Genomic DNA, 26,696 nt, shown 5'->3' with positions numbered 1-26,696 from the left:
CTGGCCCATACGATAGGCCTGATTCGTTCAGCGGGTGATAAATCGGGTGAATCAGCCGCGCTCGGCGAGCAGCTCCACACCGTCCGGGCCGAGGCGCAACACCGATGGCACCAGCTCCGTCGTCTCGTACGGCGACTCGAGCACCTGCTCGCGGACCGTCTCCGCCAACCCCGAGTCCTCCCGGACGACGTACATCTCGTCCGGGCACGGCAGGCCGACCAGCAGGTCGCCCGGGCCGAACTGCTGCGACAACTGCTCGTACAGGTCGGGCAAGGCGATTGCCGACGCCGCCAGGAGGTTCTCCCTGACCACCGACACCAGCACGTCCGCACCAGCCTGGCGGACCTCGAACTTCAGGCTGCGGGCCAAGCTCTGGTAGGCGACGCCGGTGAGGTCCGGGGCGCCCATCTCCTCGTGCTGGTGGCGGGTGATGTGGTGCATCCCGATGGTGCCCCGCGGTGTCGGGCCCACCACCGCGAACGCCACCGACAGGTGGCCGGGTACCAGGGGGTGGTGCGGCAGGGTTTCGAGCAGGCCGGCGCGCGGCGAGGACGTGCTCCACAACACCGGCAGCAGCTCCTCGGCGGCCTGCGGGGACTCGTGCGTCTCGGCCATCACCGCGCGGGCTTCGGCGAACGCGCGCTCCCACTCGCCGGGGGCCGGACGGGCGAAACTGTAGGTGCATTCCGCCTCGGGGAACTGCCGGGCCATGAACTCCTGGTCCGCCGCGGACGGCTGCCATTCGCTGTAGACCGCCGAAACCGCGGAGGCGCTCACCTCGTGCTGGCGGCGAACCTGGGCCCACGCCTGTTCGACCGCGTCTTCGGCCTGCGTCGGTGCGCTGGCCAGCACCGGCTCGTCGAAGCCCGCCAGACGGAAAACGACCAGGTTCTGGGACACGTCGTCGTTCACCGGAATTCCCCCGAAAGTCGCATCCCGCCTGTCTATCACTCCCGCAGGCCAGCGCCGAGAAAGGGCCCCCGGCCGGGGGCCCTTTCGGACGGGAGAGCTACTTCGGCGGGGTCAGCTTGACCACCGTGGCCTTGGCGTCGCCGCGGGGGGTTCGGTAGGTGATCTCGTCGCCCGCCTTGGCGCCGACCAGGGCCAGGCCCAGGGGGCTGTCCGAGGTGATCGCGTCCGCGTCCTCGCCCGGGACCGTCACCACCTGGAACGTCTCTTCGTCGCCGTCGGGGAAGCGCAGTGATACCACCGTGCCGTCCGGGAGCTGGCTGTTGCCGTAGCCGCCGTGCTCCATCTTGGCCGCCAGGTCGGCGATCTGGCGGTCGAGGCGGGCCGCGGTCTCCGCCCGGTCGATCACGTCCGCCTGGTCCGCCGCGTCCCCGGTGCGTTCCTGCTCGCCGGGTTGCGGCGCGAGGGCATCCCGCTGCGCGCGCAGGTTCGCGATTTCCTTCTCCAGCTGGCTGCGCGCCGCCGGGCTGAGCCCCTTGTCCCCTGAGATCACCATGCCGGGCATTGTCCGCTGCGCGGAGCGGGGTGGCCAATCCGGTTTTTCACCCGAAAGCCGCCCGCAGGACGTCTGCCCTAGGGTTTGGGGTCCGGCGTCCAGTAAGAAGGTAACGAGAATCACCGTGAGCGCAGTCCCCGGCCGCAGCCAGCGGCTCTCGCCGAACCAGCTGGCCAAGCAGGAACAGATCGTCGAAGCCGCCCGGCTCGTCCTCGCCCGCGACGGGCTCGCGGGGTGCACCGTCCGGGCCATCGCGGACGCCGGCCCGCTCACCAAGAGCGCGATCCACTACTACTTCGCCGACATCGACGTCCTCATCGACCGGGCGATGGCCGCGCACATCACCGCCTTCGCCGCCGGCCTGCGCGAGGTCGCCGCGAAGCACGACGAACCCCGCGAGCGGCTCTTCGCCGTCCTCGAGGAGTACCTGAGCGTCTTCGCCGCGAACCCGAACGCCGGCTTCCTCTGGTTCGAGTACTGGATCGCCGCCGGGCGCGCGCAGCACCCGCAGGCCATCGACGTCATGCTCACGTCGCTCACCGAGCTGCTCGCCGAGCTCCTCGGCCCGCTCGACGTCGACGACCCCCGGGCGCGGGCCCGTGCGCTCCTGTCGTACCTGCTGGGCACCGTCGTCCAGCAGCGGGTGCGCCCGCGGCCGTTCGCCGCGCTGCGTGCCGACATCGAGGCGCTCTGCTTCGCGAACTACGGGTAGAAACGCCCAATAGATCCGTACTGCTCCGGATTGTGCCTCCTGTCCGGCTCCGGCCAAGGTCGAGGAACCCCCGAGAGCAGGAGACGTGATGCGCACACGAACGTGCATGGCAGCGGCCGCGGCCGCCCTCTTGGTGCTCACCACCGGCGGCCAGGCCGGTGCCGCCCAGCCCGACGGCCCGCAGGTGTACGAGGTGACCGGCGCCGCCACCGCCCAGCAACGCACTGAGATCGCGCGGACCGGCGCGGACATCCTCGACGCCGAGGGCGCGACGACCACCGTCATCGCCAACCCCGGCGAAGCGGCCCAGCTGCGCGCGCAGGGCTTCGGCGTCAAGGCGCTCGGCAAGGTCAACCGGTCGCAGGGCGCGGCGGCCGCCGCCGACTTCCCGGCCGGCTACACCGGCTACCACACGTACGCCGAGACGCAGACCGAACTGCAGAAGGCGGTCGCGAACTACCCGTCGCTCACGAAGCTCGGCAGCGTCGGCAACTCGTACGAAGGCCGCGCGCTCTCCCTGCTCAAGATCAGCGACAACGCCGCCACCGACGAGAACGAGCCCGAGGTCCTCTTCACCTGCAACCAGCACGCCCGCGAGCACCTCACCGTCGAGATGTGCCTGCGCATCGTGCAGCGGCTGACCAGCCAGTACGCCACGAACAGCGCGGTCAAGCGGCTCGTTGACAGCACCGAGATCTGGGTGATCCCGAGCGTCAACCCGGACGGCGCCGAGTACGACATCTCCGGTGGCACGTTCCACAGCTGGCGCAAGAACCGCCAGGGTCCCGGCACCGACCCCAACCGCAACTGGGGCTACAAGTGGGGCTGCTGCGGCGGCTCGTCGGGCTCGACGTCGAGCGAGACCTACCGCGGCACGGCGGCGTTCTCCGCGCCCGAGACCCGCGCCGTCTCGAACTGGGTGAACTCGCGGGTGGTCGGCGGCGCCCAGCAGATCAAGACGCACATCGACTTCCACACCTACTCCGAGCTGGTGCTCTGGCCGTTCGGCTACACCTACGCCGACACCGCGCCGGGCCTGACCGCGGCCGAGGCGCAGAAGTTCCAGTCGCTCGGCAGGCAGATGGCCGCGACCAACGGCTACACGCCGCAGCAGTCCAGCGACCTCTACATCACCGACGGCAGCGTCAACGACTGGATGTGGGCGCAGCACAAGATCTGGAGCTTCACCTTCGAGATGTACCCGAAGGGCAGCAGCCCGGGCTTCTACCCGCGTGACACCCAGATCGTGCCGCAGACGACCCGCAACGACGCGGCCGTCGACATCCTGATCAACGCGGCGATCACCGGCTGACACGATGGGCGCGGTCTAGGGTGCGGGCATGCCTCTGTTCTCGTTCGAAGGGCTCAGCCCGCAGGTCCACCCGGACGCCTGGATCGCGCCCACCGCCACGCTCATCGGCGACGTCGTCGTCGAGAAGGACGCCTCGGTCTGGTACGGCGCGGTGATCCGGGCCGACTTCGGCCGGATCGTCATCCGCGAGGGCGCCAACATCCAGGACAACTCGGTGATCCACGTCAACGACGGCGTCTGCGAAGTGGGCAAGAACGTCACCGTGGGCCACCAGTGCCTGGTGCACGACTGCACGATCGGGGAGCAGGCACTGATCGGCAACGGCTCGACGGTGCTCGACAAGGCCAAGATCGGCGCGCGGGCGCTGGTCGCGGCCGGGGCGACGGTCACGCCGGCGACGGAGGTGCCGGACGAGGTGATCGCGATGGGCAGCCCGGCGAAGAAGTTCGTCCCGCTGACCGACTCGGCGCGGATGTGGGTCGAGCACAACGCGGCGATCTACCAGGAGCTGGCTCGGCGGCACCGCGCGGGCACCAAACCGGTTTGACCCTCCAGTAACTGGAGACCCTAGCTTCGGGGCATGGCTCCGAAGACGAAGAAGCTCACCCACCAGGTCACCCTGGAACTCACCGCGGGCAACGCCCCGGTCGTCGACCTCGGCAAGATGCTGGGGCAGACCGGGGTCAACCTCGTCGAGATCAAGAAGGCCTACGACGCGGCGACGGCGAGCCAGCGCGGCGACATCGTGCCGGTGGTCGTCTCGGTGTTCGAGGACCGCTCGTTCGCGCTCCGGCTCAAGACGCCCCCGACGTCGTTCCTCATCAAGAAGGCGTTGGGGGACAAGGGTTCCGCGCGGCCCGGGCACGAGGTCGCGGGAAAGCTGACGACGCAGCAGCTGCGCGAGATCGCCGAGCGCAAGCTGCCGGACCTCAACACCGATGACGTCGAGGCGGCGATGCGCACGATCGCGGGCACGGCCCGGTCCATGGGCGTCGTGGTCGTCGACTGAGTGCGCAAGCACGCGGTCGTGCCGCCGTTCCACGCGCTCGACCCCGAGCTCGGGGTCGCGGAACGGCTGCTGCGCCAGGGAAATCCGCAGCTGTGCGCGATCGCCGCGCAGCTGCCCGACGAACACGCGGCCGCGCGCCGCCTCAACGCCGTGCTGGCCGAGGCGGGAGCGCGGCCGCGGCTCGTCGACACCGGTGCGGTGTGGCGGATCGTCTACGTGACGCCGTTCGCGGAAACCGGTGAGCTGGCCGCGGGTGCGGCGGGCCTGGCGGAACTGGTGACCGTCGGCGGCTGGCGCCGCGTCAAGCGGTGTGCGACCTGCGCGCGACCGTTCTGCGACCGCACGTCCGGGTGCACCCGCAAGTGGTGCGCCGAACACCGTCGAGCTTCGAGCGGTGTGGACTAGGCTCTTACGCGCAGCAGCGACTGGCGCCATCGAGGTGGAGCACCACCGGGAAGCGACGACGAGGCCGGCACCGCGCGCCTGGGTGAAGGCCACTCCAGAGCCGGAGTACGCCATGACACACCAGCCAGCACTGAACGCGCTCGCCACGGCCGACCCCGCGATCGCCGGGCTCGTCGAAGACGAGGCGAAGCGCCAGCACGACAAGATCCGCCTGATCGCCTCGGAGAACTACGTCTCGCAGGCCGTGCTCGAAGCGACCGGCAGCGTGCTCACCAACAAGTACTCCGAGGGCTACGCGGGCAAGCGGTACTACGAGGGCCAGCAGTTCATCGACCAGGTGGAGCAGCTCGCCATCGAGCGGGCGAAGGCCGTGTTCGGCGCGGACCACGCGAACGTCCAGCCGTACTCCGGTTCCCCGGCGAACCTGGCCGTGTACCTGGCTTTCGCGCAGCCGGGCGACACCGTGCTCGGCATGGCGCTGCCGGACGGCGGCCACCTCACGCACGGCTGGAGCGTGTCCGCGACCGGCAAGTGGTTCACCCCGGTGCGCTACGGCGTCGCGAAGGAGACCGGCCGCGTCGACCTCGACCAGGTGCGCGACCTCGCGCGTCAGCACCGGCCGAAGCTGATCTTCGCCGGTGGCACGGCGATCCCGCGCACGATCGACTTCCCGGCGTTCGCCGAGATCGCCGCCGAGGTGGACGCGGTGCTCGTCGCCGACATCGCGCACATCGCCGGCCTGGTCGCGGGCGGCGCGCACCCGTCGCCGGTCGGGCACGCGCAGGTGATCACGACGACCACGCACAAGACGCTGCGCGGCCCGCGCGGCGCGATGATCCTTTCCGACGCCGACCACGCGAAGGCCGTCGACAAGGCCGTGTTCCCGGGCCTGCAGGGCGGCCCGCACAACCACACGACCGCGGCGATCGCCGTCGCGCTCGGGGAGGCGCAGCAGCCGTCGTTCTCCGACTACGCGCACACGATCGTCGCGAACGCCCGCGCGCTGGCCGACGCGCTGCTCGCCTGCGGTTACGACCTCGTGTCCGGCGGCACCGACAACCACCTGCTGCTGATCGACCTGACGAACAAGGGTGTCGCGGGCAAGCCTGCCGCGCAGGCCCTCGACCGCGCGGGCATCGAGCTGAACTACAACACGGTGCCGTTCGACCCGCGCAAGCCGTTCGACCCGTCCGGCATCCGGCTCGGCACGTCGGCGATCACCACCCGTGGCCTGAAGCCGGAGCACCAGGTGCAGGTGGCGGCGTGGATCGACCGGACGATCACCGCGGCCGCGGCCGACGACGAGGCCGCCCTGGACACGATCGCCGCGGAGATCCGCGAGTTCCTGGCGCCGTTCCCGATCCCGGGCTACTCCGCCTGACCCCCTCCCGAAGGCGGGCACTTTCACGTGAAAGTGCCCGCCTTCGGCGTGTCCGGGGTCACAGGATATTTGGTTGCACGATACAAGCGTCCGGGGAATAGTTGGTCGAAGCAAGTAGTTGAGAGTTACAAGCAACTGCGAAGACTTCGAGGGAGACCCCATGAGCGACACCACCACGGCGGAAGGAGCAGCCGCGACGAACGGCAAACTGACCCACCGCCAGATCCTGACCGTGCTGTCCGGGCTGATGCTCGGCATGTTCCTCGCCGCACTCGACCAGACCATCGTGTCGAGCTCGATGCGCACCATCGCCGACGAGCTCCACGGCCTGTCCCTGCAGGCCTGGGCCACCACCGCCTACCTCATCACCGCCACGCTTTCGACGCCGCTGTACGGCAAGCTGTCCGACCTCTACGGCCGCAAGCCCATGTACCTGACGGCGATCTCCCTGTTCCTGGTCGGCTCGCTCGCCAGCGGCATGGCGACGTCGATGTACGAGCTCGCCGCCTTCCGGGCCTTCCAGGGCCTCGGTGCCGGTGGCTTGATGTCACTGGCCCTGGCGATCATCACCGACATCACCGCGCCGCGGGAACGCAGCAAGTACCAGGGCTACTTCATGGCCGTCTTCGGGATCTCGAGCGTGGCCGGGCCGGTCGTCGGCGGGTTCTTCGCCGGCATCGACTCCTTCGCCGGCATCACCGGCTGGCGCTGGGTCTTCCTGGTCAACGTCCCGATCGCGCTGGCCGCGCTGGTCGTCGTCACCAAGGTGCTGAACCTCCCGCACACCCGCGTGGACCAGAAGGTCGACTACTGGGGTGCCGTGGCGCTGGCCACCGGCCTGGTCCCGCTGCTGCTCGTCGCCGAGCAGGGCCGCGAGTGGGGCTGGGGCTCCACCGCCTCGATCGCCATGTACGTCGTCGGTGCCCTGGGGGTGGCCGCCTTCGTCGGGATCGAACGCCGGATGGGTGACGCCGCCCTGCTGCCGCTGCGGCTGTTCAAGCGGTCCGTCTTCCGGATGTCGACCATGGTCACCGTCGTGCAGGGTGCCGGGATGTTCGGCGCGATGATGTCGCTGCCGCTCTACCTGCAGATCGTCAAGGGCGCCACGCCGACCCAGGCCGGCCTGCAGATGCTGCCGCTCACGCTCGGCATCATGATCGCCAGCATGGGCAGCGGCGCCGTGATCTCGCGGACCGGCCGGTACAAGATGTTCGCGGTGGCCGGGGTCGGCCTGATGGCGGCGGCGCTGTTCGCGCTGTCCACGATCACCGTCGACAGCTCGCTGGCGCTGGTCATGGTGATCGCCTTCGTGATCGGCCTCGGCCTCGGCGCCTCGATGCAGACGCTGGTGCTGGCCGCGACCAACGACGTCCGCCCGCAGGACATCGGCGTCGCCACCTCGGCGGCGACGTTCTTCCGGCAGATCGGCGGCACGGCGGGCACCGCGGTGTTCCTGTCGATCCTGTTCGGCACGGTCGGCGACCGGATCGCGAACGCCCTCCGCTCGGCGATGACCACGCCGGCCTACACGGCGGCGTTGGCGCAGCACCCGGAGTTCGCGAAGCAGCTGCAAGGCGGCCTCGACGTCAACGACACGTCGTTCCTGTCGACGCTCGACCCGACGCTGGCCCGGCCGATCCTGCAGGGCTTCGCCGAGTCGATGAGCACGGTGTTCCTGGTCGGCGGGATCGTGCTGACCGTCGGCTTCGCGCTGGTGTGGTTCCTCAAGGAGAAGCCGCTGTCGGACAAGTCGGCGATGGAGCAGCGCGCCGAAGCCGAAGCGGACGCCCCGGCGCTCGCCCTCGCGCACTGATCGCATGGGAAAGGCCCCCTCGGGAAACTTCCGAGGGGGCCTTTTCACAGGTCAGTGACCGTTGGCCTCTTCCTTGGCCAAGCGGTCGGTCTCACGCTCGAGCGAGCGCTTGATCTCGGCTTCGGCTTCGGTGCGGCCGACCCAGGTCGAGCCTTCGACGCTCTTGCCGGGCTCGAGGTCCTTGTAGACCTCGAAGAAGTGCTGGATCTCCAGCTTGTGGAACTCGTTCAGGTGGTGGATGTCCCGCAGGTGCTCGAGGCGCGGGTCGTTGGTCGGGACCGCGAGGACCTTGTCGTCCGGGCCCTTCTCGTCGGTCATCCGGAACATGCCGATCGCGCGGCAGCGGATCAGGCAGCCCGGGAACGTCGGCTCCTGGACGAGGACGAGCACGTCGAGCGGGTCGCCGTCCTGGCCGAGGGTGTCGTCGATGAACCCGTAGTCGGCCGGGTACTGGGTGGCCGTGAACAGGGTCCGGTCCAGCTTGATGCGGCCGGTCTTGTGGTCGACCTCGTACTTGTTGCGCTCCCCTTTGGGGATTTCGATCGTGACGTCGAACTCCACGCCGTCCTCGCTGCTTCTTCAGATCCGGGCATACCCGCGACGCGGGCGGCAACCTTCATGACTGTCTTGACGTCTCCTAGTGTGGACTACGCCCTGCCGGGGGGCCGCATCGATGTCGGCCACGCGGCATGTGAGCTTGGCCCCTCCCGGGGCAGGTGAGAAGGAGTGGTGGGTGCCGGAAAACGACCAGCCGATGTGGCCTTCGTCGGACGAAGACGGCTCGTCGTCCGGGGCGCGGGAGACCACGCCGATGGCGCTGCCGGACCCGCCGAAGGCCACCGGCGGCAGCCCGGGCGTGCCGAAGGTCACAGGCAGTGAGGCGCCGAAGGGGTCGTGGTTTGCGCCGAACGTCCCGCCCGAGCCGATCCCGGGGCTGAACGCGCCCGCGGAGGAGCCGGCGCCCCCGCCGCCGCCGGCCAAGCAGGACCTGGCCGACCGCCTCGGCAGCCGGGAGCCGAAGCAGCCGGCGGAGGCACGGCAGCAGCCGGCGGCGGGCGAGCCGGATGGTGAGGGCACCGAGTACATCCGGGCCGAGCAGCCCGGGCAGCAGCAGTCGCCGGCAGCCCAGCAGCCGCCCGCCGGCAAGCAGCCCTCGCCGGCCCAGCCCCCCGTGGGCCAGCAGCCGTTCCCGGCAGCCCAGCAGGCAGCCGCCGGCCAGCAGCCGCCCGCCGGCCAGCAGTCCGCGGCCAAGCCGTCCGCGCCGGCTCAGCCCCCGGCAGCCCAGCAGGCGTCCGCCGGGCAGCAGCCGCCCGTGGGCCAGCCGTCCGCGGCCAAGCCGTCCGGGGCGGCCCAGCAGCCCTCCGCGGCCAAGCCCGCCGACGAGGGCACCGAGTACATCCGCGTCGAGCGGCCCGAGCCGAAAGCCGCCCCGCCAGCGGTGTCCTCGGCCGGGGAGAGCACCCAGTACATCGAAATGAAGCCGTCCGGGCCGGTGCCCGTGGTGCCGGTCGAGCGGCACGTCCCGCCCCGGGACGAAGAACCGCAACAATGGCGCGAAGAGCTGCAGCACTGGCGCGAAGAACAGCAGCGCCGCGAAGAGCAGCTGAGCCGCGGAGCCGCGCAGCGTCGCGAAGAGCAGGACTCCCAGCCCTGGAGCCAGCGCATCGAGCTGCGGGAGGACCGCGCCGGCGACCGGCCCGCCGAGCCGGGTGAACGCCGTCCCGCGCTGCCGCCGGAGCCGCCGCGGGGGCTGGTGCCGTCGGCGTCGGCCGGGTCGCTGGCCCGGCCGCAGCGGATCGAGCCGGACGGCCGGCGGTTCGATGCCGAGGCGACCGTCGGGATCGAGCGGCCCTCCTCCTTCCCCGGCGTCTTCCAGCAGCAGCCCCAGCCGCGGACCGAACCGCCCCAGACGGAGCCGCCGCCCGCGGCCGAGGCGCCGTCGGAGGGTGAGCCGCCGAAGAAGCGGCGCAAGGGCAAGCTCATCGCGCTCGTCGTGGTCGTCCTGCTGGTGCTGGCCGGTGGCGGGGTCGCCGCGGCGACCCCGAAGGTCGCGAACCGGCTGGCCCTGCCCTGGGCGCCGAACGCGCCGAAGGGCGACCCGCCGTCGCCCGCCGCGGCCACGCGGCAGCTGCAGGGGCCCGCCACGTCCGGCGCCGCGCCGACCGCGGACGGCGTCAAGGCCGTGCTGGCCTCGGCGGCCGGGAACAGCGCGCTCGGGCAGCTCACCGGCAGCGTGATCGACCCGGTGACCGGGACCGTGCTGTGGGACCACGGCTCGTCGACGCCGGTGACGCCCGCCTCGACGACGAAGGTGCTCACGTCGGCGGCCGCGCTGCTCTCCCTCGACCACAACCTGCGCCTCTCGACCAAGATCGTGCAGGGCGCCGACCCGGGCACGGTGATCCTGGTCGGGGGCGGCGACACGACCCTGACCAACCTGCCGCTGGGCACCGAGTCCCCGCTGTACCCGGGGGCCGCGCACGTCGACGACCTCGTCGCGCAGGTCAAGAAGGCCGTGCCGGGCGTCAAGAAGGTGCAGGTCGACCTGACGCTGTTCAAGGGCGCGACGACCGCGCCGGGCTGGGAGGCGGGCGACGCGCCGTCGACGTACGCGACGCAGATGGCGCCCGTGATGGCCGACGGCGGCCGGATCAACCCCAAGGACAACAACTCGCAGCGCACGGCGAACGCGGGCAGCGCGCTCGCCCAGACGATCGCCTCGAAGCTGGGTGCTTCGGCGGGCGGCCAGGCGACCGCGCCCAAGGACGCGAAGGTCGTCGGCGAGGTGAAGTCGGCTCCGCTGACCCAGCTGGTGTCCGACCTGATGGAGCTGTCCGACGACGTCCTCGCCGAGGCGGTCGCCCGGCAGGTCGCGCTCGCGAGCGGCGAGGAGGCCAGCTACGCCGGCGGGGCCAGGGCGACCATCAAGGTCCTCAAGGACGCCGGCTTCGACGTCTCGGGCGTCGCGCTGTCCGACGGCAGCGGCATCTCGTCGCTCAACCGCATCCCGGCCCGGCTGCTGACCCAGCTCCTGGCGGCCGCGGCGGCGCAGGACGGCAAGAACCCGAACACGGCGAAGCTGCGCCCGGTGCTGGCCGGCCTCCCGGTGGCCGGCGGCTCGGGCACCCTGGCCGACAAGCGCTTCGACACGGCGGCGTCGCAGGCCGGCCGCGGCTGGGTGCGGGCCAAGACGGGCACGCTCACCGGCGTGAACACCCTCGCCGGGCTCGTCCTCGACCAGGACGGCCGGGTGCTGGTGTTCGCGTTCATGTCCAACGGCTCCGACACCGACTCCGGTCGCGACGCCCTCGACGTCCTCGCGACGAGCCTCCGCAAGTGCGGCTGCGCCTAGCGGAAGCCGAACCGTACGAAGATCGTGGCCGGAAACCGGCACCGGCCGGGTAGCGTCGGAAGGGTGAGTCAGGAAACGCAGACCCGGCCCATGGTCGACTGGGCGATCGCCGCGCAGACCGGCGCACTGCTGGTGCGCGGCGGCCCGCAGGTGCCGCGGGAACGGGCCGAAGAGGCCGTCACCGACCTGCGCGAGCTGACCGTCGAGGCCGAGGGGCACGTGCGGCAGCTGACGAACCTGGGGCTCGACCTGCCGCTGCTGCCCGGCGAGGTCGTCGACCGCCCGGGCTGGGTGAGATCGGCAGCGGCCGGGCTGGGCGAGCTGACCGGGCGCGCGCTGCCGCAGCAGGGCGGCCCGCTCGGGCCGATCCTGGCCGGCGGCGCCGGCGTGCAGACCGGGCTGGTGCTCGCGTTCCTCGCCAGCCGCGTGCTCGGCCAGTACGACCCCTTCGGCGGGCCGGACAAGGAAGGCACGCTGCTGCTGGTCGCGCCGAACGTCGTCGCCGCCGAGCAGGCGATGGACGTGCCGGGCCACGACTTCCGGCTCTGGGTGTGCCTGCACGAGTGCACCCACCGGCTGCAGTTCACCGCGGTCAGGTGGCTGCGCGACTACTTCGCCGACGAGGTCGAACGGCTCGTTTCCGGGCTTACCAGTAGCGGCATTGGCGGCACCGACGGCCTGTCCGACCTGTTCGGCAGGCTGCCCGAAGCGATCAAGCAGGGCCCGAAGCTCAACCTGGCCGAGTTGCTCCAGTCGCCGAAGGAACGTGCGGTGTTCGACAGGCTGCTCGCGCTCTCGACGCTCCTGGAGGGGCACGCCGACTACGTGATGGACGCCGTCGGCCCGCAGGTCGTGCCGAGCGTCGACACGATCCGGGCGCGGTTCACCGCCCGGCGCAAGGGCGGCGGCGTGTTCGACCGGCTGCTGCGCGCGCTGCTCGGCGTCGACGCGAAGATCCGTCAGTACGAAGAAGGCGCGAAGTTCACGAAGCACGTCGTGGACGCCGTCGGCATGGACGGCTTCAACGCCGTCTGGCGGTCGCCGAACACCCTGCCGTCGCGCGCCGAGATCTCCGACCCGGCGGCGTGGGTCCGGCGCCTGCACGGATGACCGGGCCGGCGGTCGCGGCCGTCCGCCGGGCCGTGCGTGGCTTCCTCGAGAGCGTCACCGGGCCGCACGAGCTGTGCGTGGCGGTGTCCGGCGGCGCGGACTCGCTGGCGCTGGCCGAGGCCGCCGCGCACGTCGGGCGCCACCGCGGGCACGTCGTCCGGGCGCTGGTCGTCGACCACGGGCTGCAGGAAGGCTCCGCGAAGGTCGCGGCCGACGCGGCCGCCGCGGCGAAGGCGCTGGGCGTCGACGAAGCCGAGGTGCGCCGGGTCGACGTCACCGGCCCGGGCGGCCCGGAAGCCGCCGCCCGCAAGGCCCGCTACCGGGCGCTCGCCGGGCACGAGCTCGTCCTGCTCGGCCACACCCTCGACGACCAGGCCGAAACGGTCCTGCTCGGGCTCGGCCGCGGGTCCGGCCCGCGCAGCGTCGCCGGGATGCGGCCGCACGACCCGCCGTGGGGACGGCCGCTGCTCGCCGTCGGCCGCGCCACCACCCGGGCCGCGTGCGCGGAGCTCGGCGTGGAGCCGTGGGACGACCCGCACAACGCCGAGCCGCGCTTCACCCGCGTCCGGCTGCGCACCGAAGTCCTGCCGTTGCTGGAAGACGTCCTCAACGGCGGGGTCGCCGCCGCGCTCGCCCGCACGGCCGCGCAACTGCGTGAAGACAATGAGGCGCTGGACACAATGGCGGACATGATCTTCACCCGCGCGGGCGGTGTGGAGGGGCTGGCCGTCGGGGTCCTCGAGGCCGAGCCCGCGGCACTGCGGCGGCGGGTTCTTCGCAGGTGGTTGCTGCAATCGGGTGTGCGCGAGCTCACCGACGCGCACCTCCGGGCGGTCGACGACCTCGTCGCCCGGTGGCGTGGTCAGGGCGGCGTCTGGTTGCCGGGCAACTTGGAAGCACGCCGGGCGCATGGCAGGCTCTGCGTCGTCTCCCAACCCACCACCCGAGGGGAATGACCCGTGTACGAGGGCGAAATCGCCTCCGTGCTCGTCACCGAGCAGCAGATCAAGGACAAGATCGCGGAACTGTCGGCGCAGATCGCCGCCGACTATCCGGCCAACGGGCAGGGCGAACTCCTGCTGGTGGGCGTCCTGAAGGGCGCGGTCATGTTCATGACCGACTTCGCCCGCGCGCTGCCGCTGCCGACGCAGCTGGAATTCATGGCCGTGTCCTCCTACGGCTCGGCGACGTCGTCGTCCGGCGTCGTCCGGATCCTCAAGGACCTCGACCGCGACATCGCGGGCCGGGACGTCCTGATCGTCGAGGACATCGTCGACTCCGGCCTGACGCTGTCGTGGCTGCTGAAGAACCTCGCCAGCCGCAACCCGGCGTCGCTCGAGGTCGTTTCGCTGCTGCGCAAGCCGGAAGCGGTGAAGGTGGACGTGCCGGTGAAGTACATCGGCTTCGACATCCCCAACGAGTTCGTCGTCGGCTACGGCCTCGACTACGCCGAGCGCTACCGGGACCTGCCCTACATCGGCACCCTGGACCCCAAGGTCTACACGGCCTGAGCCAACCGTTCGGCGCAACTACCGGATGTGCGGAACCCCGGCTTCGCGGAATGCGTCATAGGCTCTGATCACGTGCGTTAACCTATGCGAAGACCATTCGTGCCCGCGGTGACCGGGTCGGGGGAACGGGAGAGAGTGCAGATGGTGAACAGCAGCGCTGCCGACGCGAACGCCTTCAAGGCCGCGGCCGCGGCGGGTCAGGTCGGGATCGACCCCGACGCCGCGCAGGCCGTGCTGAACAAGATCCGCACCGGCAAGGACGCCGTCGAGGCCCTGCTCGCCGGCGCGGGCACGCTGGCCCAGCCGCCGAAGCTCGGCGACAACCCGGTCGGCAACGCGATGGCCGCGAAGTTCGTGCAGCGCGCGGACGGCGGGGGCGACTCCTACGCCGCCGCGCTGCAGAACCTGCTCGACCAGTACTCCGCCGCCGAAGAAGGCATCGTCACGGCGATGTCCCGGTACCACGAGATCGACCAGGCCGCGGCCGACCCGTTCCGTAACGCCTGAGTCCAGAGGGGAACTCGTAGTCATGGCTCCGAACGACAGCGACCAGCCGACGGGGACCGACCCGGGCTCGCTGGTCCCGCTCGGCGACAACTCGGCGTCGCAGAACATCGTCGACAACGCCCGCGGCAGCGCCGGCGGCTTCGACATGGGCAACGACCGGGCGATCGCCAACCCGCCGAACTGGAACGCGCAGGAGAGCCAGCAGCTCTACGCCGGCGCGGTCAACAACAACGACCCCGGCACGGCCGAGGCGACCGGGCACGTCTGGGCGCACCACGGCTCCGAGCTGAAGCAGGCCTCCGACCACCTCTACAACGCGATCTCCGAGCTGGGCAACGCGTGGGTGGGCCGGGGTGCCGCGGGTGCGCAGGGCGCGCTGGTGGCCATCGCGAACTCCGGTTCGCAGGCTTCCGACGCCGCGCACACGATGTCCGACCGGCTCGCCAAGCAGGCCGCGGCGGCCGCCGAGGTCAAGAAGATGCCCGCCCCGAAGGACTACGACCCCAAGCAGTCCATGGCGGCCGCGCTGGCCGGCGGTCCGGCGGCGCTGATCGCCGACCAGAAGGCGCAGGCGGACGCGGCCAACGACGTCAAGGCGCAGCAGGTCGCGTTCTTCAACGCCTACACGCAGGCGATGAAGGAGGTCGACAACTCGACCCCGAGCTTCGGCCCCGAGTCGCTCGGCATGAAGCCGACGGCGTCGCACAACTCCTTCGCGTTCAACGCGGTCAACGGCGTCGGCAGCACCGGCCCGGTGGGCAGCCTGCCCGGCGCGAGCGACGCGATCTTCTCGGCCGGTGCCGCGGGCTTCGGCGGCCACGGCAGCGCGTTCGGCGCGCAGCACGCCGGGGTCGGCCCGAACGGCGTCCACGGCGGCGTCGCGGGTGCGGGCTTCGGCGCGGACGCGGCCACGCTCGGCAGCGACGGCGCCGGCGGCACAGCCACCGGCGCGGGCACCGGCGCGGGGCACGTCGCCCCGGGCGGCCCGCAGTCCGGCGGCGGCAGCCCACTCGGCAAGGTCGGCTTGGGCCTCGGCATCGGCGGCGTGGCCGGCGGTCTCGGCGCGCTGGCGTCGCGGGCGCTGGGCGCGGGCAGCAAGTCCGGCGCGAAGTCGCAGAACGAAACGAGCCTCGCGGCGGCCGAAGGCCAGGGCCAGAGCGCCGCGTCGGCCCAGGCGCCGCAGCAGGGCGTCGTCTCGTCCGCGGGCACCATCGGCGGGCAGACCCCGCCGCCGATGAGCCCGGGCATGGGCGGCATGGCCCCGCAGGGTGCCCAGGGCGAGCAGGACGAGGAGCACACGCACGCGTCCTTCCTCATCGAGGCGGACCCGGACGAGGCCTTCGGCGCGAACCAGGCGACCCCGCCGCCGGTCATCGGCGCGTGGTCCGGGGACGACGAAGACCGCTGATCCGTTCGGGCCGGGCACGCCGACAGCGTGCCCGGCCCGGTTTCTCCTGGGGGTGGCTCGATGCCGAACGCTGAGCTGCTCACCCCGGTCGAGGTCGACTTCCTGTGGGAGTCCGCCGGGCTGGGCGAGCTGCCGTACCCGCTGCGCATCCGTTCGCACGGCGCGACCGTCGACGAGCGGGCCCTGCTGCGCCGCCGCACGCTGGAGGGGCTCACCGCGCGTGGCCTCGCCGACGGCCGCGGCCGGCCCGAGCCGCACGTCGAGGACTACTTCGGCGTGCTCGCGAACCCCGAGCTGAGCCTGGACGCCGTCCAGCTGATCGCCCCGGACGCCGAACCGCTGCTCGCGATCGCCGGCGTGCTGGGTGGCCAAGGCCTGCTGGCCGTGCAGGACACCCGCGGCCTGCACCTGCAGCCGTGCCCGGCCGACGGGCTGGCCGGCGCGATCGTGTCGCTGCTGCCCGGCGCCCCGCGCGGCACCGAGAAGTCGATCACGGTGCCGCTCGAGCAGCTGACCGGCGGCGACTTCCTGCAGCGGCGCGGCAACGGCGACGAGCGCGCATCGGCCGACGACGACCGCAAGGCGCTGGCCAGGCTGCACGCCCAGCCGCGGCTGCGCGGCGGGCAGATCGGCGCCAACGCCCGCAGCCGGCTCGGCGGCCGCACCCGCACGCCGGTGCTGAGCTGGTTCGACACCGAAACGGGCCGCTACTTCACCCAGGCCACCCGCGGCCGCGACGGCCGGGACTGGATCACCATCGCCCCCGCCGACGCCGCCACGCTGCGCCACCGCCTCGGTGAAATGCTCGCGGGCGCCGCGACGGCCAGCGCGGTCTGAGCCCGGGGAGGATCGGTCTTAGGACGTGCGCAGTCGGCCCGGAACGGTCCCGGTTTTGTCGGGGGTGCGGGCTACGCTGAGCAAGAGTCCGATCCGGGAGAGTGATGATGCAAGAGTTCTTCTCGCCACTGGCGTTCGACTTCCTGTGGGAGTCGGCGCGGGTCGGGGAGCTGCCGTACCCGCTGATCGTCCGGTCGCACGGCGCGACCGAGGACGAGCGCGTGTCGCTGCGTCACCGCGTCGACGTCGAGCTGAAGGCGCGCGGCATCCGCGAACCACGCGGCAGGCTCGCGCCGCCGATCGAGGACGCCGTGCACCTGCTGGCCTTCGCCCCGCTGACCATCGACGCGCTGCACATCCCGCAGTTCGAAGCCCCGACGGTGGGCGTCCTCGCGGCAGCCGACGAGACCAAGGGCGTGCTCGCGATCCAGGACGCCGACGGGATCTGGCTGCGGGACGTCCCGCCGGACGGCCTGGTCTCCGCCGTCGTCGGGATCCTGCCCACCGGGCCGCGCGGCAGCGAGGCGTCAGTCACACTCCCGCTGGACGACGCCCTGCACACTGCGCCGATCCGGGTGCCGGTGCCGCTGCCGTCGTCGGGTGAGGAGCGCGGGAAGGCGCGCCGGACACCGCTGAGCGAACGCGTCACGGCCGACCCGCGGGAGGCGTACGGCCGCATCGCCGGACAGCCCCGGCAGCGCGGCGGTCAGCTGGCAGCGAACAGCCGTTCGCAGGTCGGGGCCAAGCAGCGGTCACGCGTGCTGGCCTGGTTCGACACCGCGACCGGGCGCTACCTGAGCCTCTCCCGCGCAGGTACGGACGGTCGCGAGTGGGTCACCGTGGCCCCCGCGGACCCGGCCACGCTGCGCACCCGGCTGGGCGAGATGGTGAGCAGTGTGTCCGACGGCACGCGATAGCGTGAACTGCGGGGACACCGGCCGGGAACCCGGGCGCGGTATCGCCCGTTGACCTGCGAGAGGCTCACAGGGGATGAACGCGGCAGCGGACGGTACCCTGATGGGCAGGTGTCCAGGCACCACGGGTTGTCAAGATCGTGATGGCGGGTATCACAGGAGCCGCCCAACCAGGGAGGGTCGAGGCCACCAGGGCCGAGTCGTATGAACCGGAAGAGCGTGCTCAGGAACCCACTGCTGTGGATCGTCGCGGGGTTGCTGGCGTTGTTCGCGTACAACACGATCTTCGACAGTGATCGTGGGTACACCCAGGCACCCATCTCGGTGGCGAACTCCCAGATCACCTCGAACAACGTCAAGGAAGCCAGCCTCGAGGACAAGGAACAGCAGGTCAAACTGCTGCTGGCGAAACCGATCGACGTCGACGGGCAGCAAGTCACCCAGATCATTTCGCAGTACCCCGCGAACGCGGCGCTTGACATCTACAACAAGCTGCTGGCCGCGAAGAACGGCGACGCCGGCGTCAAGTTCACCACCAAGGTGACCCAGCAGGGCGTGCTGACGCAGATCCTCATCTTCGCCATCCCGCTCGCCCTCGTGCTGGGCCTGCTGATGTGGATGATGAACAACGCACAGGGCGGCGGCAACCGCGTCCTCAACTTCGGCAAGTCCAAGGCCAAGCAGCTGAACAAGGACATGCCCAAGACGACCTTCGGGGACGTCGCGGGCGCCGACGAGGCCGTCGAAGAGCTGTACGAGATCAAGGACTTCCTGCAGAACCCGGCGCGCTACCAGGCGCTGGGCGCGAAGATCCCGAAGGGCGTGCTGCTCTACGGGCCGCCGGGTACCGGCAAGACGCTGCTCGCGCGGGCCGTCGCCGGCGAGGCGGGCGTGCCGTTCTACACGATCTCCGGCTCGGACTTCGTCGAGATGTTCGTCGGTGTCGGTGCGTCCCGCGTGCGTGACCTGTTCGAGCAGGCCAAGCAGAACGCGCCGTGCATCATCTTCGTCGACGAGATCGACGCGGTCGGCCGCCAGCGCGGTGCCGGCCTCGGCGGCGGCCACGACGAGCGCGAGCAGACCCTGAACCAGCTGCTCGTCGAGATGGACGGCTTCGACGCCCGCGGCGGCATCATCCTGATCGCGGCCACCAACCGGCCCGACATCCTCGACCCGGCGCTGCTGCGCCCCGGCCGGTTCGACCGGCAGATCCCGGTGTCCGCGCCCGACCTGCGCGGCCGCAAGGCGATCCTCGAGGTGCACGCCAAGGGCAAGCCGATCGCCCAGGGCACCGACCTGAGCAGCCTGGCCAAGCGGACCGTCGGCATGTCCGGCGCCGACCTGGCGAACGTGCTCAACGAGGCCGCGCTGCTCACCGCCCGCCAGAACGGGCACGTGATCACCGACGCGGCGCTGGAGGAGTCGGTCGACCGCGTCGTCGGCGGCCCGGCCCGCAAGAGCCGGATCATCTCCGAGAAGGAGAAGAAGATCACGGCCTACCACGAGGGCGGGCACGCGCTCGCCGCGTGGGCGATGCCGGACATCGAGCCGGTCTACAAGCTGACGATCCTGCCGCGCGGCCGCACGGGTGGGCACGCGCTGCTCGTCCCCGAGGACGACAAGGACCTGATGACCCGCTCCGAGATGATCGGGCGGCTGGTCTTCGCGATGGGTGGCCGCACGGCGGAGGAGCTCGTCTTCCACGAGCCCACCACCGGCGCGTCGTCCGACATCGAGCAGGCGACGAAGATCGCCCGCGCGATGGTCACCGAGTACGGCATGAGCGCCCGGCTCGGCGCGGTCAAGTACGGCCAGGAGCAGGGCGACCCGTTCCTCGGCCGGTCGGCGGGCCGTCAGGCGGACTACTCGCTCGAGGTGGCGCACGAGATCGACGAGGAGGTGCGCAAGCTCATCGAGACGGCGCACACCGAGGCGTGGCACGTGCTCAACACCTACCGCGACGTGCTCGACGAGCTGGTCATCGAGCTCCTCGAGAAGGAGACGCTGACCCGCAAGGACCTGGAGCGGATCTTCGCGACGGTCGAGAAGCGCCCGCACATCACCGTGTTCAACGAGTTCGGTGAGCGGACGCCGTCGGACAAGCCGCCGATCAAGACCCCGGGCGAGCTGGCGATGGAGCGCGGCGAGCCGTGGCCGCCGCCGGAGAAGGAGAAGCCGGTCCTGAAGCCGGAGCCGACCCCGGTCGGCACCGCACAGGGCGCGGGCGACCTGCCCGGTGGCCCGCCGTACCCGTCGCCGTCCCCGGTCGACCCGAACGCCAACCCGTACGCCCCGCCGCAGCCGGGCGCCTACCCGAACGGCGGCCGTCCCTACGGCGGCCCGAACGGCACGGCGCACTGGCCGCAGACCTACGGCGGCCAGCCGGGTGGTCCGGCAGGCCAGAGCGGCCCGCCGAACTACGGTGCCCCTCCGGGCTGGACGCCCGCGACCTCGCCGGGCGGTCAGCCGGGCCAGTCGTGGCGTCCCGGCGGTGAAGAACGCCCTCGTGAGCACGGCTGGTTCGCCGACCAAGCCGGCAACCAGCAGCAGAGCGAGGGGGAGCGTCGTGACGTGGATGGACCAGAGAAGCCCCAGTGACGCCGACCGCCCGGTCTTCGACCACGACCGGGCGGAGAAGGCGATCCGCGAGCTCCTCTTGGCCTGCGGCGAAGACCCGGAGCGGGACGGTCTCAGGGAGACCCCCGCCCGGGTCGCCCGCGCGTACCGGGAAATGTTCGCGGGGCTGTACACCGAGCCGGACTCGGTTCTGGACAAGACGTTCGACGAGTCCCACGAAGAGCTCGTGCTGGTCACGGACATCCCGATGTTCAGCAGCTGCGAGCACCACCTGGTCCCGTTCCACGGCGTCGCGCACGTCGGGTACATCCCGAACGCCGCCGGGAAGGTCACCGGGCTCTCGAAGCTCGCCCGGGTCGTCGACCTGTACGCCAAGCGTCCGCAGGTCCAGGAACGCCTGACTTCGCAGGTGGCCGACGCGATCGTGCGGAAGCTGGAGCCGCGCGGGGTGATCGTGGTGATCGAGGCCGAGCACCTCTGCATGGCCATGCGCGGCATCCGCAAGCCGGGTGCCCGCACCACCACCTCCGCCGTGCGGGGCGTGCTGAAGACTTCACCGTCGTCACGGGCGGAGGCGCTCGACCTCATCAAGGCGCGCCGGTGAGCGCAGGGCTTCCCGCGCCCGGCCGGTGCGTCGTGATGGGCGTGCTGAACGTGACGCCCGATTCCTTTTCGGACGGTGGCCGCTACCTCGGGCTCGACCAGGCGCTGGAGCACGCCCGCGAGATGTGGGCGCGCGGGGCCGACCTGATCGACGTCGGCGGCGAGTCGACGCGGCCGGGGGCGTCCCGGGTGGACGCCGAGACCGAGCTGCAGCGGGTGCTGCCGGTGATCAAGACCCTCGCCGCCGAAGGGATGGCGCTGTCGGTCGACACCACGCGGGCCGCCGTCGCCGCCGCGGCGCTCGAGGCCGGGGCGCACATCGTCAACGACGTCTCGGGCGGCCTCGCCGATCCGGACATGGCGCGGGTCGTGGCCGGGGCCGGCGTGCCGTGGGTGCTGATGCACTGGCGCGGCCACAGCAAGGACATGCAGGCGCTCGCCGAATACGCGGACGTCGTGGCGGACGTGCGGGCCGAACTGCGGTCCAGAGTGGACGCGGCGCTCGCGGCCGGCGTGGCCGAGAGCGCCATCGTGCTGGATCCCGGGCTCGGTTTCGCGAAGAACGCCGAGCACGACTGGGCGTTGCTGCGCGGGCTGGATTCGTTGCTCTCGCTCGGTTTCCCGGTGCTCGTCGGCGCTTCGCGCAAGAGGTTCCTCGGCCGCCTGCTGTCCGGCAAGGACGGAACACCCCGCCCGCCGGACGGGCGGGAGGACGCCACGGCGGCGATCTCCGCGCTTGCCGCGGCGGCCGGTGCGTGGGGCGTGCGGGTGCACGAGGTCGGGGCTTCGCTGGACGCGGTCGCGGTGGCCGCCGCTTGGAGGACGGATGGCTGACCGGATCACGCTGACCGGCTTGCGCGTGTTCGGGCGCCACGGCGTCTTCGAGCACGAAAAGCGGGATGGCCAGGAGTTCGTCATCGACGTCACGGTGTGGCTGGACCTCGGTCCGGCCGCCGCGTCGGACGACCTGACCAAGACCCTGCACTACGGCGAGCTGGCCGAGCTGGCGGCCGGGATCGTCGCGGGCGAGCCGTACGACCTCATCGAGAGCGTCGCGGGCAAGATCGCCGACGAGGTCATGCGCGACGAGCGCCTGAGTGCGGTCGAGGTGACGGTGCACAAGCCGTCGGCGCCGATCCCGCTGACGTTCGACGACGTGGCGGTCACGGTCCGGCGCGACCGGTGAGCCGGGCGGTGCTTTCGCTCGGGTCCAACCTGGGCGACCGGCTGGGGTTCCTGCAGCTGGCGCTGGACGCGGTCCGGCCGGCCCTGGTCGCGGTGTCGAGCGTGTACGAGACGAAGGCGTGGGGCGTGGAAGACCAGCCGGACTTCCTCAACGCGGTGTGCCTGGTCGACGACCCGGCCCGCGACCACTGGGCGTGGCTGCGTACGGGCCAGGCGGCGGAGCAGGCGGCGGGCCGCGTCCGCGAGCTGCGCTGGGGCCCGCGCACCCTGGACGTCGACGTCGTCACGGTGGACGGCGTGACGTCGGAGGACCCGGAGCTGCTGCTGCCGCACCCGGGGACGCCGGATCGCGCGAGCGTGCTGGTGCCGTGGGTGGAGATCGCCCCGGACGCGGTCCTGCCGGGCCACGGCCCGATCGTCGAGCTGCTGAAGGGCCGCCCGGCGGACGAGGTGGCCACGGTCCGCCGGACGGACCTCGCGCTGCGCTGACGCGGACCCGAGACGGATTCACATCGGCGAATCGGCCGATTTCGTTACGGTCCGTTCCCGGGGTGTCGCTGAACGGTTGTGCCGGTGCGCTCAGCCGCGCAGGGCTTCGATCATGAAGCGCACCGCCGGCTGGGCCGTCGGGATCGGCGGCCAGCCGTTGATCGTCGCCAGCAGCTGCCAGTAGCGCTCGGCCCGCGGGTCGCCGCTCATGGCGAACCGGTCCGCCAGTTCCGCCCGGAACTCCGGCGATGCCGGGTCCTGGTCGTCGCGGGCGGAGGCCGCCGCCAGGTCGGCCGCAAGCGCTTGCCCCGTCTCCGACGTGGGTGGTTCGCCCGCCGCGATGGCCGCTTCCGCGCGAGCTGACCAATCCTGCCAGTACTGCTGCCAGCCTTCCGGCGGCTGCTCGAACTCGCCGTCCTCGATCTGCTTGGCCTGGGTTTCGCTCATGCGGCGGATCAGGGCCCGGAAGTCCGGGTCCTGGACCAGCTCGGCGAACTCGATCCAGGCCTCGAGCTGCTCGGGCGACGGGTCGTCCGGCAGCTCCGGCTTCCCGGCCCGCATCCGGCGGTAGAACTCCTGGTCGATGTCGAGGCCTTCGACCATTTCGTCCCAGAACTCGTCGACCAGCCGCTTGCGCTCCTCGTCGGACATCGACGCGAGACGGTTCATCAGTTTCACTTCCTCCAGTTCGGAATCGCGCTTGGCCACCGCGCGCAGCACCGCCCGGCGCAGCCGCAGCCGCCGGATCTGCTCGTCGAGCGCCGCCACGTGCCGGACCGCCAGCTCGCCGACGGTCGTCGACTGGGCCAGCGCGGCGGAGACGTCGGCGAGGCCCAGTCCCAGTTCCCGCAGCGTGCGGACCAGCTCCAGGCGGGCCATCGCCGCCGCGTCGTAGAGCCGGTAGCCGGCGTCGGTCCGCTCGGTCGGGGGCAGCAGGCCCTCGTCCGAATAGAAGCGGATGGTCTTGACCGGCAGGCCGGTCCGCCGGGACAGCTCGCCGATGGTGAAGGTTGCGGTGGTGCCCACAAGACGCATGATGAACTCTCCAGTCGGTGGAGAGTCAACTCTTGCACGGTACGGTTGGGGCATGCACTTCACCCGGCCCCGCGACCTGGTGGTCGCCGGTCTGCTCGGCCTGGGTCTCGGCTACCTGCTCTTCCAGACGGCCTACGGCACGCTGCCGCCGCTGCCGCTGCTCGCCGGCGTCACCTTCGCCGTGCTGGCCGTGGTCGAGGTCGGGCTGGCGTTCTCGATCCGGTCGCGGATCAAGAGCGGCCGGATCGTCAGCGCGATCGGGGTAGCCCGATCGGTGGCTCTCGCCAAGGCTTCGTCACTCGCCGGCGCGTTCATGGCGGGCGCCTGGCTCGCGGCGCTCGCCTATCTTTTTCCCCGACGTGACGAACTCGTCGCCGCGGTGCTCGACACGCGGGCCGCGGCGGTCGGCGCGGTGTGCTCCGCAGCCCTGGTAGCAGCGGCTTTGTGGCTCGAACACTGCTGCCGGACCCCCCGCGACCACGATCGTGAGCACACCCGCGGGACGACCGGTTAGCGCTGGAATCCCACCGCTCGCTGGACCGAGTAGGTCTCGTTCGGATTACGAGCAGGTACGGTGTCAGTCATGACCGGCGTGGGTGACGACTCGCGCGGCCGCCTCTTGGGCAGGCCGTGGCTCGTTGTCGGCTTTGTCCTCGCCATCGGAGCCACCCTCGCACTGGTGCTCAGCGACGACCTCCGCTATCTCCGGCTGGGGATCGTCGCGGCCCTCTGGGCCGCCCTGATCGGCGCTTTCCTCGCCGTGAAGTACCGCAAGAGCGCGGCACAGAGCGAGGACGCGGTCGCCGAGGCGCAGGCTGTGTACGAACTGGAGCTGGAACGCGAGATCGCGGCCCGGCGCGAGTACGAGCTGGAGATGGAGGCGGAAAAAGTCTCCGTCGCCGACTCCAAGGGCCGCGAGGAGCTGGAGGCCCTGCGCGCCGAAGTGTCCGCGCTGCGCGACAGCCTCCAGTCGCTGTTCGGCGGCGAGGTGCTGCTCGAACGCGTCGCGCTGACCGCGCAGGCGACCCGGATGCGCAAGCTGTCCGACGAGAACCGCCTGGTCACCGACGGCCCGCCGAAGAAGAAGCCCGCCCAGTTGCTGGCCGGCAAGAAGCCGGTGCCCGACGGCGGCGAGCGGCCGACCGAGCTGATCGACCGCGTCCTCGACGAACGCCGCCGCAAGGCCTCGAACGGCAAGCCCGCGAACGGCAAGGGCGGCCTCGGCAAGGGCAAGGGTTTCGGCGGCAAGCCGGCCCCGAAGGCCCCGGTCTCCGTGCAGAGCACCCAGCAGATCGCCCGGCCGAAGCCGCTGAGCGAGCGCCGTCCGCCGGTGCCGCCGGTCGACCCGGCGCTGAACGCCGCACAGCGCGAGCTGAAGGCCGCCGAGCTCCGGGCCGAGGCGGCGCGCCGCCAGGCCGAGTCCCAGCCGATGCGCCTGCCGAAACAGGACGAGGTCGCGAAGCAGCCCGAGCGCCGTCCCGAGGCGGCCGCCGAGCCGACGCGCCGGGACGTGCCGCGGCCCGCCGACCCCAAGACCGAGATCCGGCGCCCGTCCGAGCCGAAGACCGAGATCCGCCGGCCGTCCGAGCCGAAGACGGAGATCCGCCGCCCCGAGCCGCCGCCCGCGCGCCGGGCCGAGATGTCGCGATCGGACATCCGCCCCGCCGAGGTGTCCCGGCCGGACATTCCGCGGGTGGAGATGTCGCGGCCCGACATTCCGCGGGTCGAGGTGTCGCGGTCGGACATCCCGCGTGTCGAGGCGCAGCGGCCGGAGATGCCGCGACCCGACATGCCACGGCCGGAGATCCCTCGGGTCGAGATGCCACGGCCGGAGATGCCACGGCCGGAGATGCCACGGCCGGAGATGCCACGGCCGGAGATGCCGCGGCCTGAGGCGCCACGGCCGAACGTCCCGCGCGGTGAAGCGTCGCGTGCGGACATTCCGCGCGTGGAGATGTCGCGGCCCGATATCCCGCGGGTGGAGATGTCCCGCCCGGACATTCCGCGCGTCGAGATGTCCCGGCCGGACATTCCTCGGGTGGAGATGTCGCGGCCCGATATTCCTCGGGTGGAGATGTCGCGGCCCGATATTCCGCGGGTGGAGATGTCCCGGCCGGACATTCCGCGCGTCGAGATGTCCCGCCCGGACATTCCGCGCGTCGGCGGCCAGCCGAACGGCGGGCGTCCCGAGCCGCGCAAGGCGCCCGAGCCGCCGCGGCCGGTGCCGGGGCGGCCGGCGGCCAGTGTGCCGCCGCCGAAGCCGTCGGAGATGTCGCGTTCGGACATCCGTCCGGTCAAGGACCTGAGCGCCGCCTTCCAGAACCGCGACGACTTCGCCGAGCGCCAGCGGCCGAACCGGCCGAAGCCGCCCGAGCCGAAGCCGCCGATGCCACGGGACGCCGTGGCCTCGCGGACGGACATCCCGCCGGTCGTCCCGCCGACGACGCCGGTGCCGAGCAACAAGCCGGCGCCGCGGCAGCCGTCGCGCACCGACCTGCCGCCGGTGGTGCCGCCGACCACGCCGGTCCCGGCCGCCGACAGCCGTCGGCCGTCGCGGCTGGAGCAGTTCTCGCGGGCCGACATGTCGCCGATCCTGGAGGAGCCACCGTCCCGGCACGGTGGTTCGCACCGCGCGCCCGCGGAGGCTGCCAAGGCCGAGGAGCCGCTGGCGAACCCGACGTTGCCGGAGTCGGTCCGCAACTTCCAGGGCCGCTCCGGCGGCCGCCGCCGCAAGCCGGAGGACTCGCAGCAGCCGTCGGCAGCCGCCGAGCCGCCGGGCGGAGGCCGCCGCCGCCGTCCGGACGGCGAGCCGCCGGCCTGGGAGGGCATGGTCGCGGAGCGCGCCTCGATGTCCCGCCGCGGCATGGCGCCGGTGGACCCGGCCGAGGTCGAGCAGCAGCAGAACGGCCACAACGGAACCCACAACGGGGCGCACAACGGCCGCCGCGCGGCCCCCGAGCCGGCGCCCGGCAGTGGTTCCCACGCAGCGGGCCGTTCGGTGAGCGAGCTCCTCGCGGCAAACGGCGGCACGGGCTCGACGCCCCGCCGCCGCCGGCGCGCGGAGGACTGAG

26 protein-coding genes are annotated in these 26,696 nt (G+C 71.9%); 22 read left to right on the top strand and 4 right to left on the bottom strand.

What is annotated here, in order from left to right; genetic code table 11:
- Positions 1-51 precede the first annotated feature (51 nt).
- A complete protein-coding gene (locus BLW76_RS46250; protein WP_091318928.1) occupies positions 52-912 on the bottom strand; it encodes a hypothetical protein in 861 nt (286 codons plus the stop codon).
- A gap of 97 nt (positions 913-1,009) precedes the next feature.
- Positions 1,010-1,465: a GreA/GreB family elongation factor gene (locus BLW76_RS46245; protein WP_091318926.1), complete on the bottom strand. Its 456-nt coding sequence runs from the start codon at positions 1,463-1,465 to the stop codon at positions 1,010-1,012.
- Positions 1,466-1,589: 124 nt separating this feature from the next.
- Between BLW76_RS46245 and BLW76_RS46240 the strand changes: the two genes are divergently transcribed.
- From BLW76_RS46240 to BLW76_RS46210, 7 genes are all read left to right on the top strand, one after another.
- Positions 1,590-2,177, top strand: coding sequence for a TetR/AcrR family transcriptional regulator (locus BLW76_RS46240; protein WP_091318924.1), 588 nt, complete (start codon positions 1,590-1,592; stop codon positions 2,175-2,177).
- 106 nt (positions 2,178-2,283) lie between these two features.
- A complete protein-coding gene (locus BLW76_RS46235) occupies positions 2,284-3,489 on the top strand; it encodes a M14 family metallopeptidase (protein ID WP_091318922.1) in 1,206 nt (401 codons plus the stop codon).
- A 28-nt stretch (positions 3,490-3,517) separates the two neighbouring features.
- Complete coding sequence (locus tag BLW76_RS46230) at positions 3,518-4,036, top strand: gamma carbonic anhydrase family protein (RefSeq protein ID WP_091318920.1); 519 nt, start codon at positions 3,518-3,520, stop codon at positions 4,034-4,036.
- A gap of 33 nt (positions 4,037-4,069) precedes the next feature.
- Positions 4,070-4,498 (top strand): 50S ribosomal protein L11, encoded by a 429-nt coding sequence (gene rplK / locus BLW76_RS46225; RefSeq protein WP_091318918.1) that lies wholly within the window; start codon positions 4,070-4,072, stop codon positions 4,496-4,498.
- Positions 4,499-4,903 carry a hypothetical protein gene (locus tag BLW76_RS46220; RefSeq protein WP_091318916.1) on the top strand — a complete coding sequence of 135 codons (405 nt, stop codon included), beginning with the start codon at positions 4,499-4,501 and terminating at the stop codon, positions 4,901-4,903.
- Positions 4,904-5,015: 112 nt separating this feature from the next.
- Complete coding sequence (locus BLW76_RS46215; protein ID WP_091318914.1) at positions 5,016-6,284, top strand: serine hydroxymethyltransferase; 1,269 nt, start codon at positions 5,016-5,018, stop codon at positions 6,282-6,284.
- 160 nt (positions 6,285-6,444) lie between these two features.
- On the top strand, positions 6,445-8,097 hold the full coding sequence (locus tag BLW76_RS46210) for an MDR family MFS transporter (RefSeq protein ID WP_091318912.1): 1,653 nt from the start codon (positions 6,445-6,447) through the stop codon (positions 8,095-8,097).
- A gap of 51 nt (positions 8,098-8,148) precedes the next feature.
- On the opposite strand, the gene BLW76_RS46205 is transcribed toward BLW76_RS46210, so the two are convergent.
- On the bottom strand, positions 8,149-8,658 hold the full coding sequence (locus tag BLW76_RS46205) for an inorganic diphosphatase (RefSeq protein WP_091318910.1): 510 nt from the start codon (positions 8,656-8,658) through the stop codon (positions 8,149-8,151).
- Positions 8,659-8,830: 172 nt separating this feature from the next.
- Here BLW76_RS46205 and dacB point away from each other — a divergent pair, with 172 nt between their 5' ends.
- From dacB to folK, 13 genes are all read left to right on the top strand, one after another.
- Positions 8,831-11,449, top strand: a complete 2,619-nt coding sequence (gene dacB, locus BLW76_RS46200; protein ID WP_091318907.1) for a D-alanyl-D-alanine carboxypeptidase/D-alanyl-D-alanine endopeptidase — start codon at positions 8,831-8,833, stop codon at positions 11,447-11,449.
- 90 nt (positions 11,450-11,539) lie between these two features.
- On the top strand, positions 11,540-12,559 hold the full coding sequence (locus BLW76_RS46195; RefSeq protein ID WP_091318905.1) for a zinc-dependent metalloprotease: 1,020 nt from the start codon (positions 11,540-11,542) through the stop codon (positions 12,557-12,559).
- Entirely contained in the window at positions 12,556-13,515 is a 960-nt protein-coding gene (gene tilS / locus BLW76_RS46190; protein WP_091318903.1) for a tRNA lysidine(34) synthetase TilS, read from the top strand. The genes BLW76_RS46195 and tilS overlap by 4 nt, the downstream gene beginning before the upstream one ends.
- Positions 13,516-13,518: 3 nt before the next feature.
- Entirely contained in the window at positions 13,519-14,070 is a 552-nt protein-coding gene (hpt, locus tag BLW76_RS46185) for a hypoxanthine phosphoribosyltransferase (RefSeq protein WP_091318901.1), read from the top strand.
- Positions 14,071-14,211: 141 nt separating this feature from the next.
- Positions 14,212-14,577 carry a hypothetical protein gene (locus tag BLW76_RS46180; RefSeq protein ID WP_167384951.1) on the top strand — a complete coding sequence of 122 codons (366 nt, stop codon included), beginning with the start codon at positions 14,212-14,214 and terminating at the stop codon, positions 14,575-14,577.
- 22 nt (positions 14,578-14,599) lie between these two features.
- Entirely contained in the window at positions 14,600-15,985 is a 1,386-nt protein-coding gene (locus BLW76_RS46175; protein ID WP_091318897.1) for a hypothetical protein, read from the top strand.
- 60 nt (positions 15,986-16,045) lie between these two features.
- Positions 16,046-16,822 carry an ESX secretion-associated protein EspG gene (locus tag BLW76_RS46170; protein ID WP_091318895.1) on the top strand — a complete coding sequence of 259 codons (777 nt, stop codon included), beginning with the start codon at positions 16,046-16,048 and terminating at the stop codon, positions 16,820-16,822.
- 104 nt (positions 16,823-16,926) lie between these two features.
- Positions 16,927-17,739 (top strand): ESX secretion-associated protein EspG, encoded by an 813-nt coding sequence (locus BLW76_RS46165; protein ID WP_091318893.1) that lies wholly within the window; start codon positions 16,927-16,929, stop codon positions 17,737-17,739.
- Positions 17,740-17,940: 201 nt separating this feature from the next.
- On the top strand, positions 17,941-20,334 hold the full coding sequence (gene ftsH, locus BLW76_RS46160) for an ATP-dependent zinc metalloprotease FtsH (protein WP_091318891.1): 2,394 nt from the start codon (positions 17,941-17,943) through the stop codon (positions 20,332-20,334).
- Positions 20,312-20,917 carry a GTP cyclohydrolase I FolE gene (gene folE, locus BLW76_RS46155; protein WP_167384950.1) on the top strand — a complete coding sequence of 202 codons (606 nt, stop codon included), beginning with the start codon at positions 20,312-20,314 and terminating at the stop codon, positions 20,915-20,917. The genes ftsH and folE overlap by 23 nt, the downstream gene beginning before the upstream one ends.
- Before the next feature lie 35 nt (positions 20,918-20,952).
- Positions 20,953-21,750, top strand: coding sequence for a dihydropteroate synthase (gene folP, locus BLW76_RS46150; RefSeq protein WP_167385082.1), 798 nt, complete (start codon positions 20,953-20,955; stop codon positions 21,748-21,750).
- A complete protein-coding gene (gene folB, locus BLW76_RS46145; RefSeq protein ID WP_091318884.1) occupies positions 21,743-22,102 on the top strand; it encodes a dihydroneopterin aldolase in 360 nt (119 codons plus the stop codon). Before folP ends, folB begins: the two co-directional genes overlap by 8 nt.
- On the top strand, positions 22,099-22,590 hold the full coding sequence (folK, locus tag BLW76_RS46140; RefSeq protein ID WP_091318883.1) for a 2-amino-4-hydroxy-6-hydroxymethyldihydropteridine diphosphokinase: 492 nt from the start codon (positions 22,099-22,101) through the stop codon (positions 22,588-22,590). The genes folB and folK overlap by 4 nt, the downstream gene beginning before the upstream one ends.
- A 90-nt stretch (positions 22,591-22,680) precedes the next feature.
- Here the strand turns inward: folK and BLW76_RS46135 are convergent, their stop codons facing one another.
- Positions 22,681-23,616, bottom strand: coding sequence for a helix-turn-helix domain-containing protein (locus BLW76_RS46135; RefSeq protein WP_091318881.1), 936 nt, complete (start codon positions 23,614-23,616; stop codon positions 22,681-22,683).
- 61 nt (positions 23,617-23,677) lie between these two features.
- On the opposite strand from BLW76_RS46135, the gene BLW76_RS46130 reads away from it, so the two are divergent.
- Both BLW76_RS46130 and BLW76_RS46125 read left to right on the top strand, forming a co-directional pair.
- Positions 23,678-24,139 (top strand): DUF3180 domain-containing protein, encoded by a 462-nt coding sequence (locus BLW76_RS46130; protein ID WP_091318879.1) that lies wholly within the window; start codon positions 23,678-23,680, stop codon positions 24,137-24,139.
- Between the two features lie 69 nt (positions 24,140-24,208).
- Positions 24,209-26,695, top strand: a complete 2,487-nt coding sequence (locus BLW76_RS46125) for a DUF6779 domain-containing protein (RefSeq protein WP_091318878.1) — start codon at positions 24,209-24,211, stop codon at positions 26,693-26,695.
- The last annotated feature ends 1 nt before the right edge of the window (position 26,696 follow it).

Origin of the sequence: Amycolatopsis tolypomycina (assembly GCF_900105945.1) — a bacterium.
GTDB lineage: Bacteria > Actinomycetota > Actinomycetes > Mycobacteriales > Pseudonocardiaceae > Amycolatopsis > Amycolatopsis tolypomycina.
The sequence above is the reverse complement of the archived record's forward strand: the minus strand, read 5'-3'. Positions and strand labels throughout refer to the sequence as shown.

Excerpts from the sequence above, each read along its gene's own strand:
- folP (WP_167385082.1), top strand. The coding sequence starts at position 20,953 with ATGGGCGTGCTGAACGTGACGCCCGATTCCTTTTCGGACGGTGGCCGC.
- BLW76_RS46165 (WP_091318893.1), top strand. The coding sequence starts at position 16,927 with ATGATGCAAGAGTTCTTCTCGCCACTGGCGTTCGACTTCCTGTGGGAG.
- BLW76_RS46175 (WP_091318897.1), top strand. The coding sequence starts at position 14,600 with ATGGCTCCGAACGACAGCGACCAGCCGACGGGGACCGACCCGGGCTCG.
- ftsH (WP_091318891.1), top strand. The coding sequence starts at position 17,941 with ATGAACCGGAAGAGCGTGCTCAGGAACCCACTGCTGTGGATCGTCGCG.
- BLW76_RS46215 (WP_091318914.1), top strand. The coding sequence starts at position 5,016 with ATGACACACCAGCCAGCACTGAACGCGCTCGCCACGGCCGACCCCGCG.
- rplK (WP_091318918.1), top strand. The coding sequence starts at position 4,070 with ATGGCTCCGAAGACGAAGAAGCTCACCCACCAGGTCACCCTGGAACTC.
- BLW76_RS46170 (WP_091318895.1), top strand. The coding sequence starts at position 16,046 with ATGCCGAACGCTGAGCTGCTCACCCCGGTCGAGGTCGACTTCCTGTGG.
- BLW76_RS46180 (WP_167384951.1), top strand. The coding sequence starts at position 14,212 with ATGGTGAACAGCAGCGCTGCCGACGCGAACGCCTTCAAGGCCGCGGCC.
- BLW76_RS46210 (WP_091318912.1), top strand. The coding sequence starts at position 6,445 with ATGAGCGACACCACCACGGCGGAAGGAGCAGCCGCGACGAACGGCAAA.
- BLW76_RS46195 (WP_091318905.1), top strand. The coding sequence starts at position 11,540 with ATGGTCGACTGGGCGATCGCCGCGCAGACCGGCGCACTGCTGGTGCGC.
- BLW76_RS46130 (WP_091318879.1), top strand. The coding sequence starts at position 23,678 with ATGCACTTCACCCGGCCCCGCGACCTGGTGGTCGCCGGTCTGCTCGGC.
- folE (WP_167384950.1), top strand. The coding sequence starts at position 20,312 with ATGGACCAGAGAAGCCCCAGTGACGCCGACCGCCCGGTCTTCGACCAC.
- tilS (WP_091318903.1), top strand. The coding sequence starts at position 12,556 with ATGACCGGGCCGGCGGTCGCGGCCGTCCGCCGGGCCGTGCGTGGCTTC.
- BLW76_RS46235 (WP_091318922.1), top strand. The coding sequence starts at position 2,284 with ATGGCAGCGGCCGCGGCCGCCCTCTTGGTGCTCACCACCGGCGGCCAG.
- BLW76_RS46245 (WP_091318926.1), bottom strand. The coding sequence starts at position 1,465 with ATGGTGATCTCAGGGGACAAGGGGCTCAGCCCGGCGGCGCGCAGCCAG.
- folB (WP_091318884.1), top strand. The coding sequence starts at position 21,743 with ATGGCTGACCGGATCACGCTGACCGGCTTGCGCGTGTTCGGGCGCCAC.
- BLW76_RS46230 (WP_091318920.1), top strand. The coding sequence starts at position 3,518 with ATGCCTCTGTTCTCGTTCGAAGGGCTCAGCCCGCAGGTCCACCCGGAC.
- BLW76_RS46125 (WP_091318878.1), top strand. The coding sequence starts at position 24,209 with ATGACCGGCGTGGGTGACGACTCGCGCGGCCGCCTCTTGGGCAGGCCG.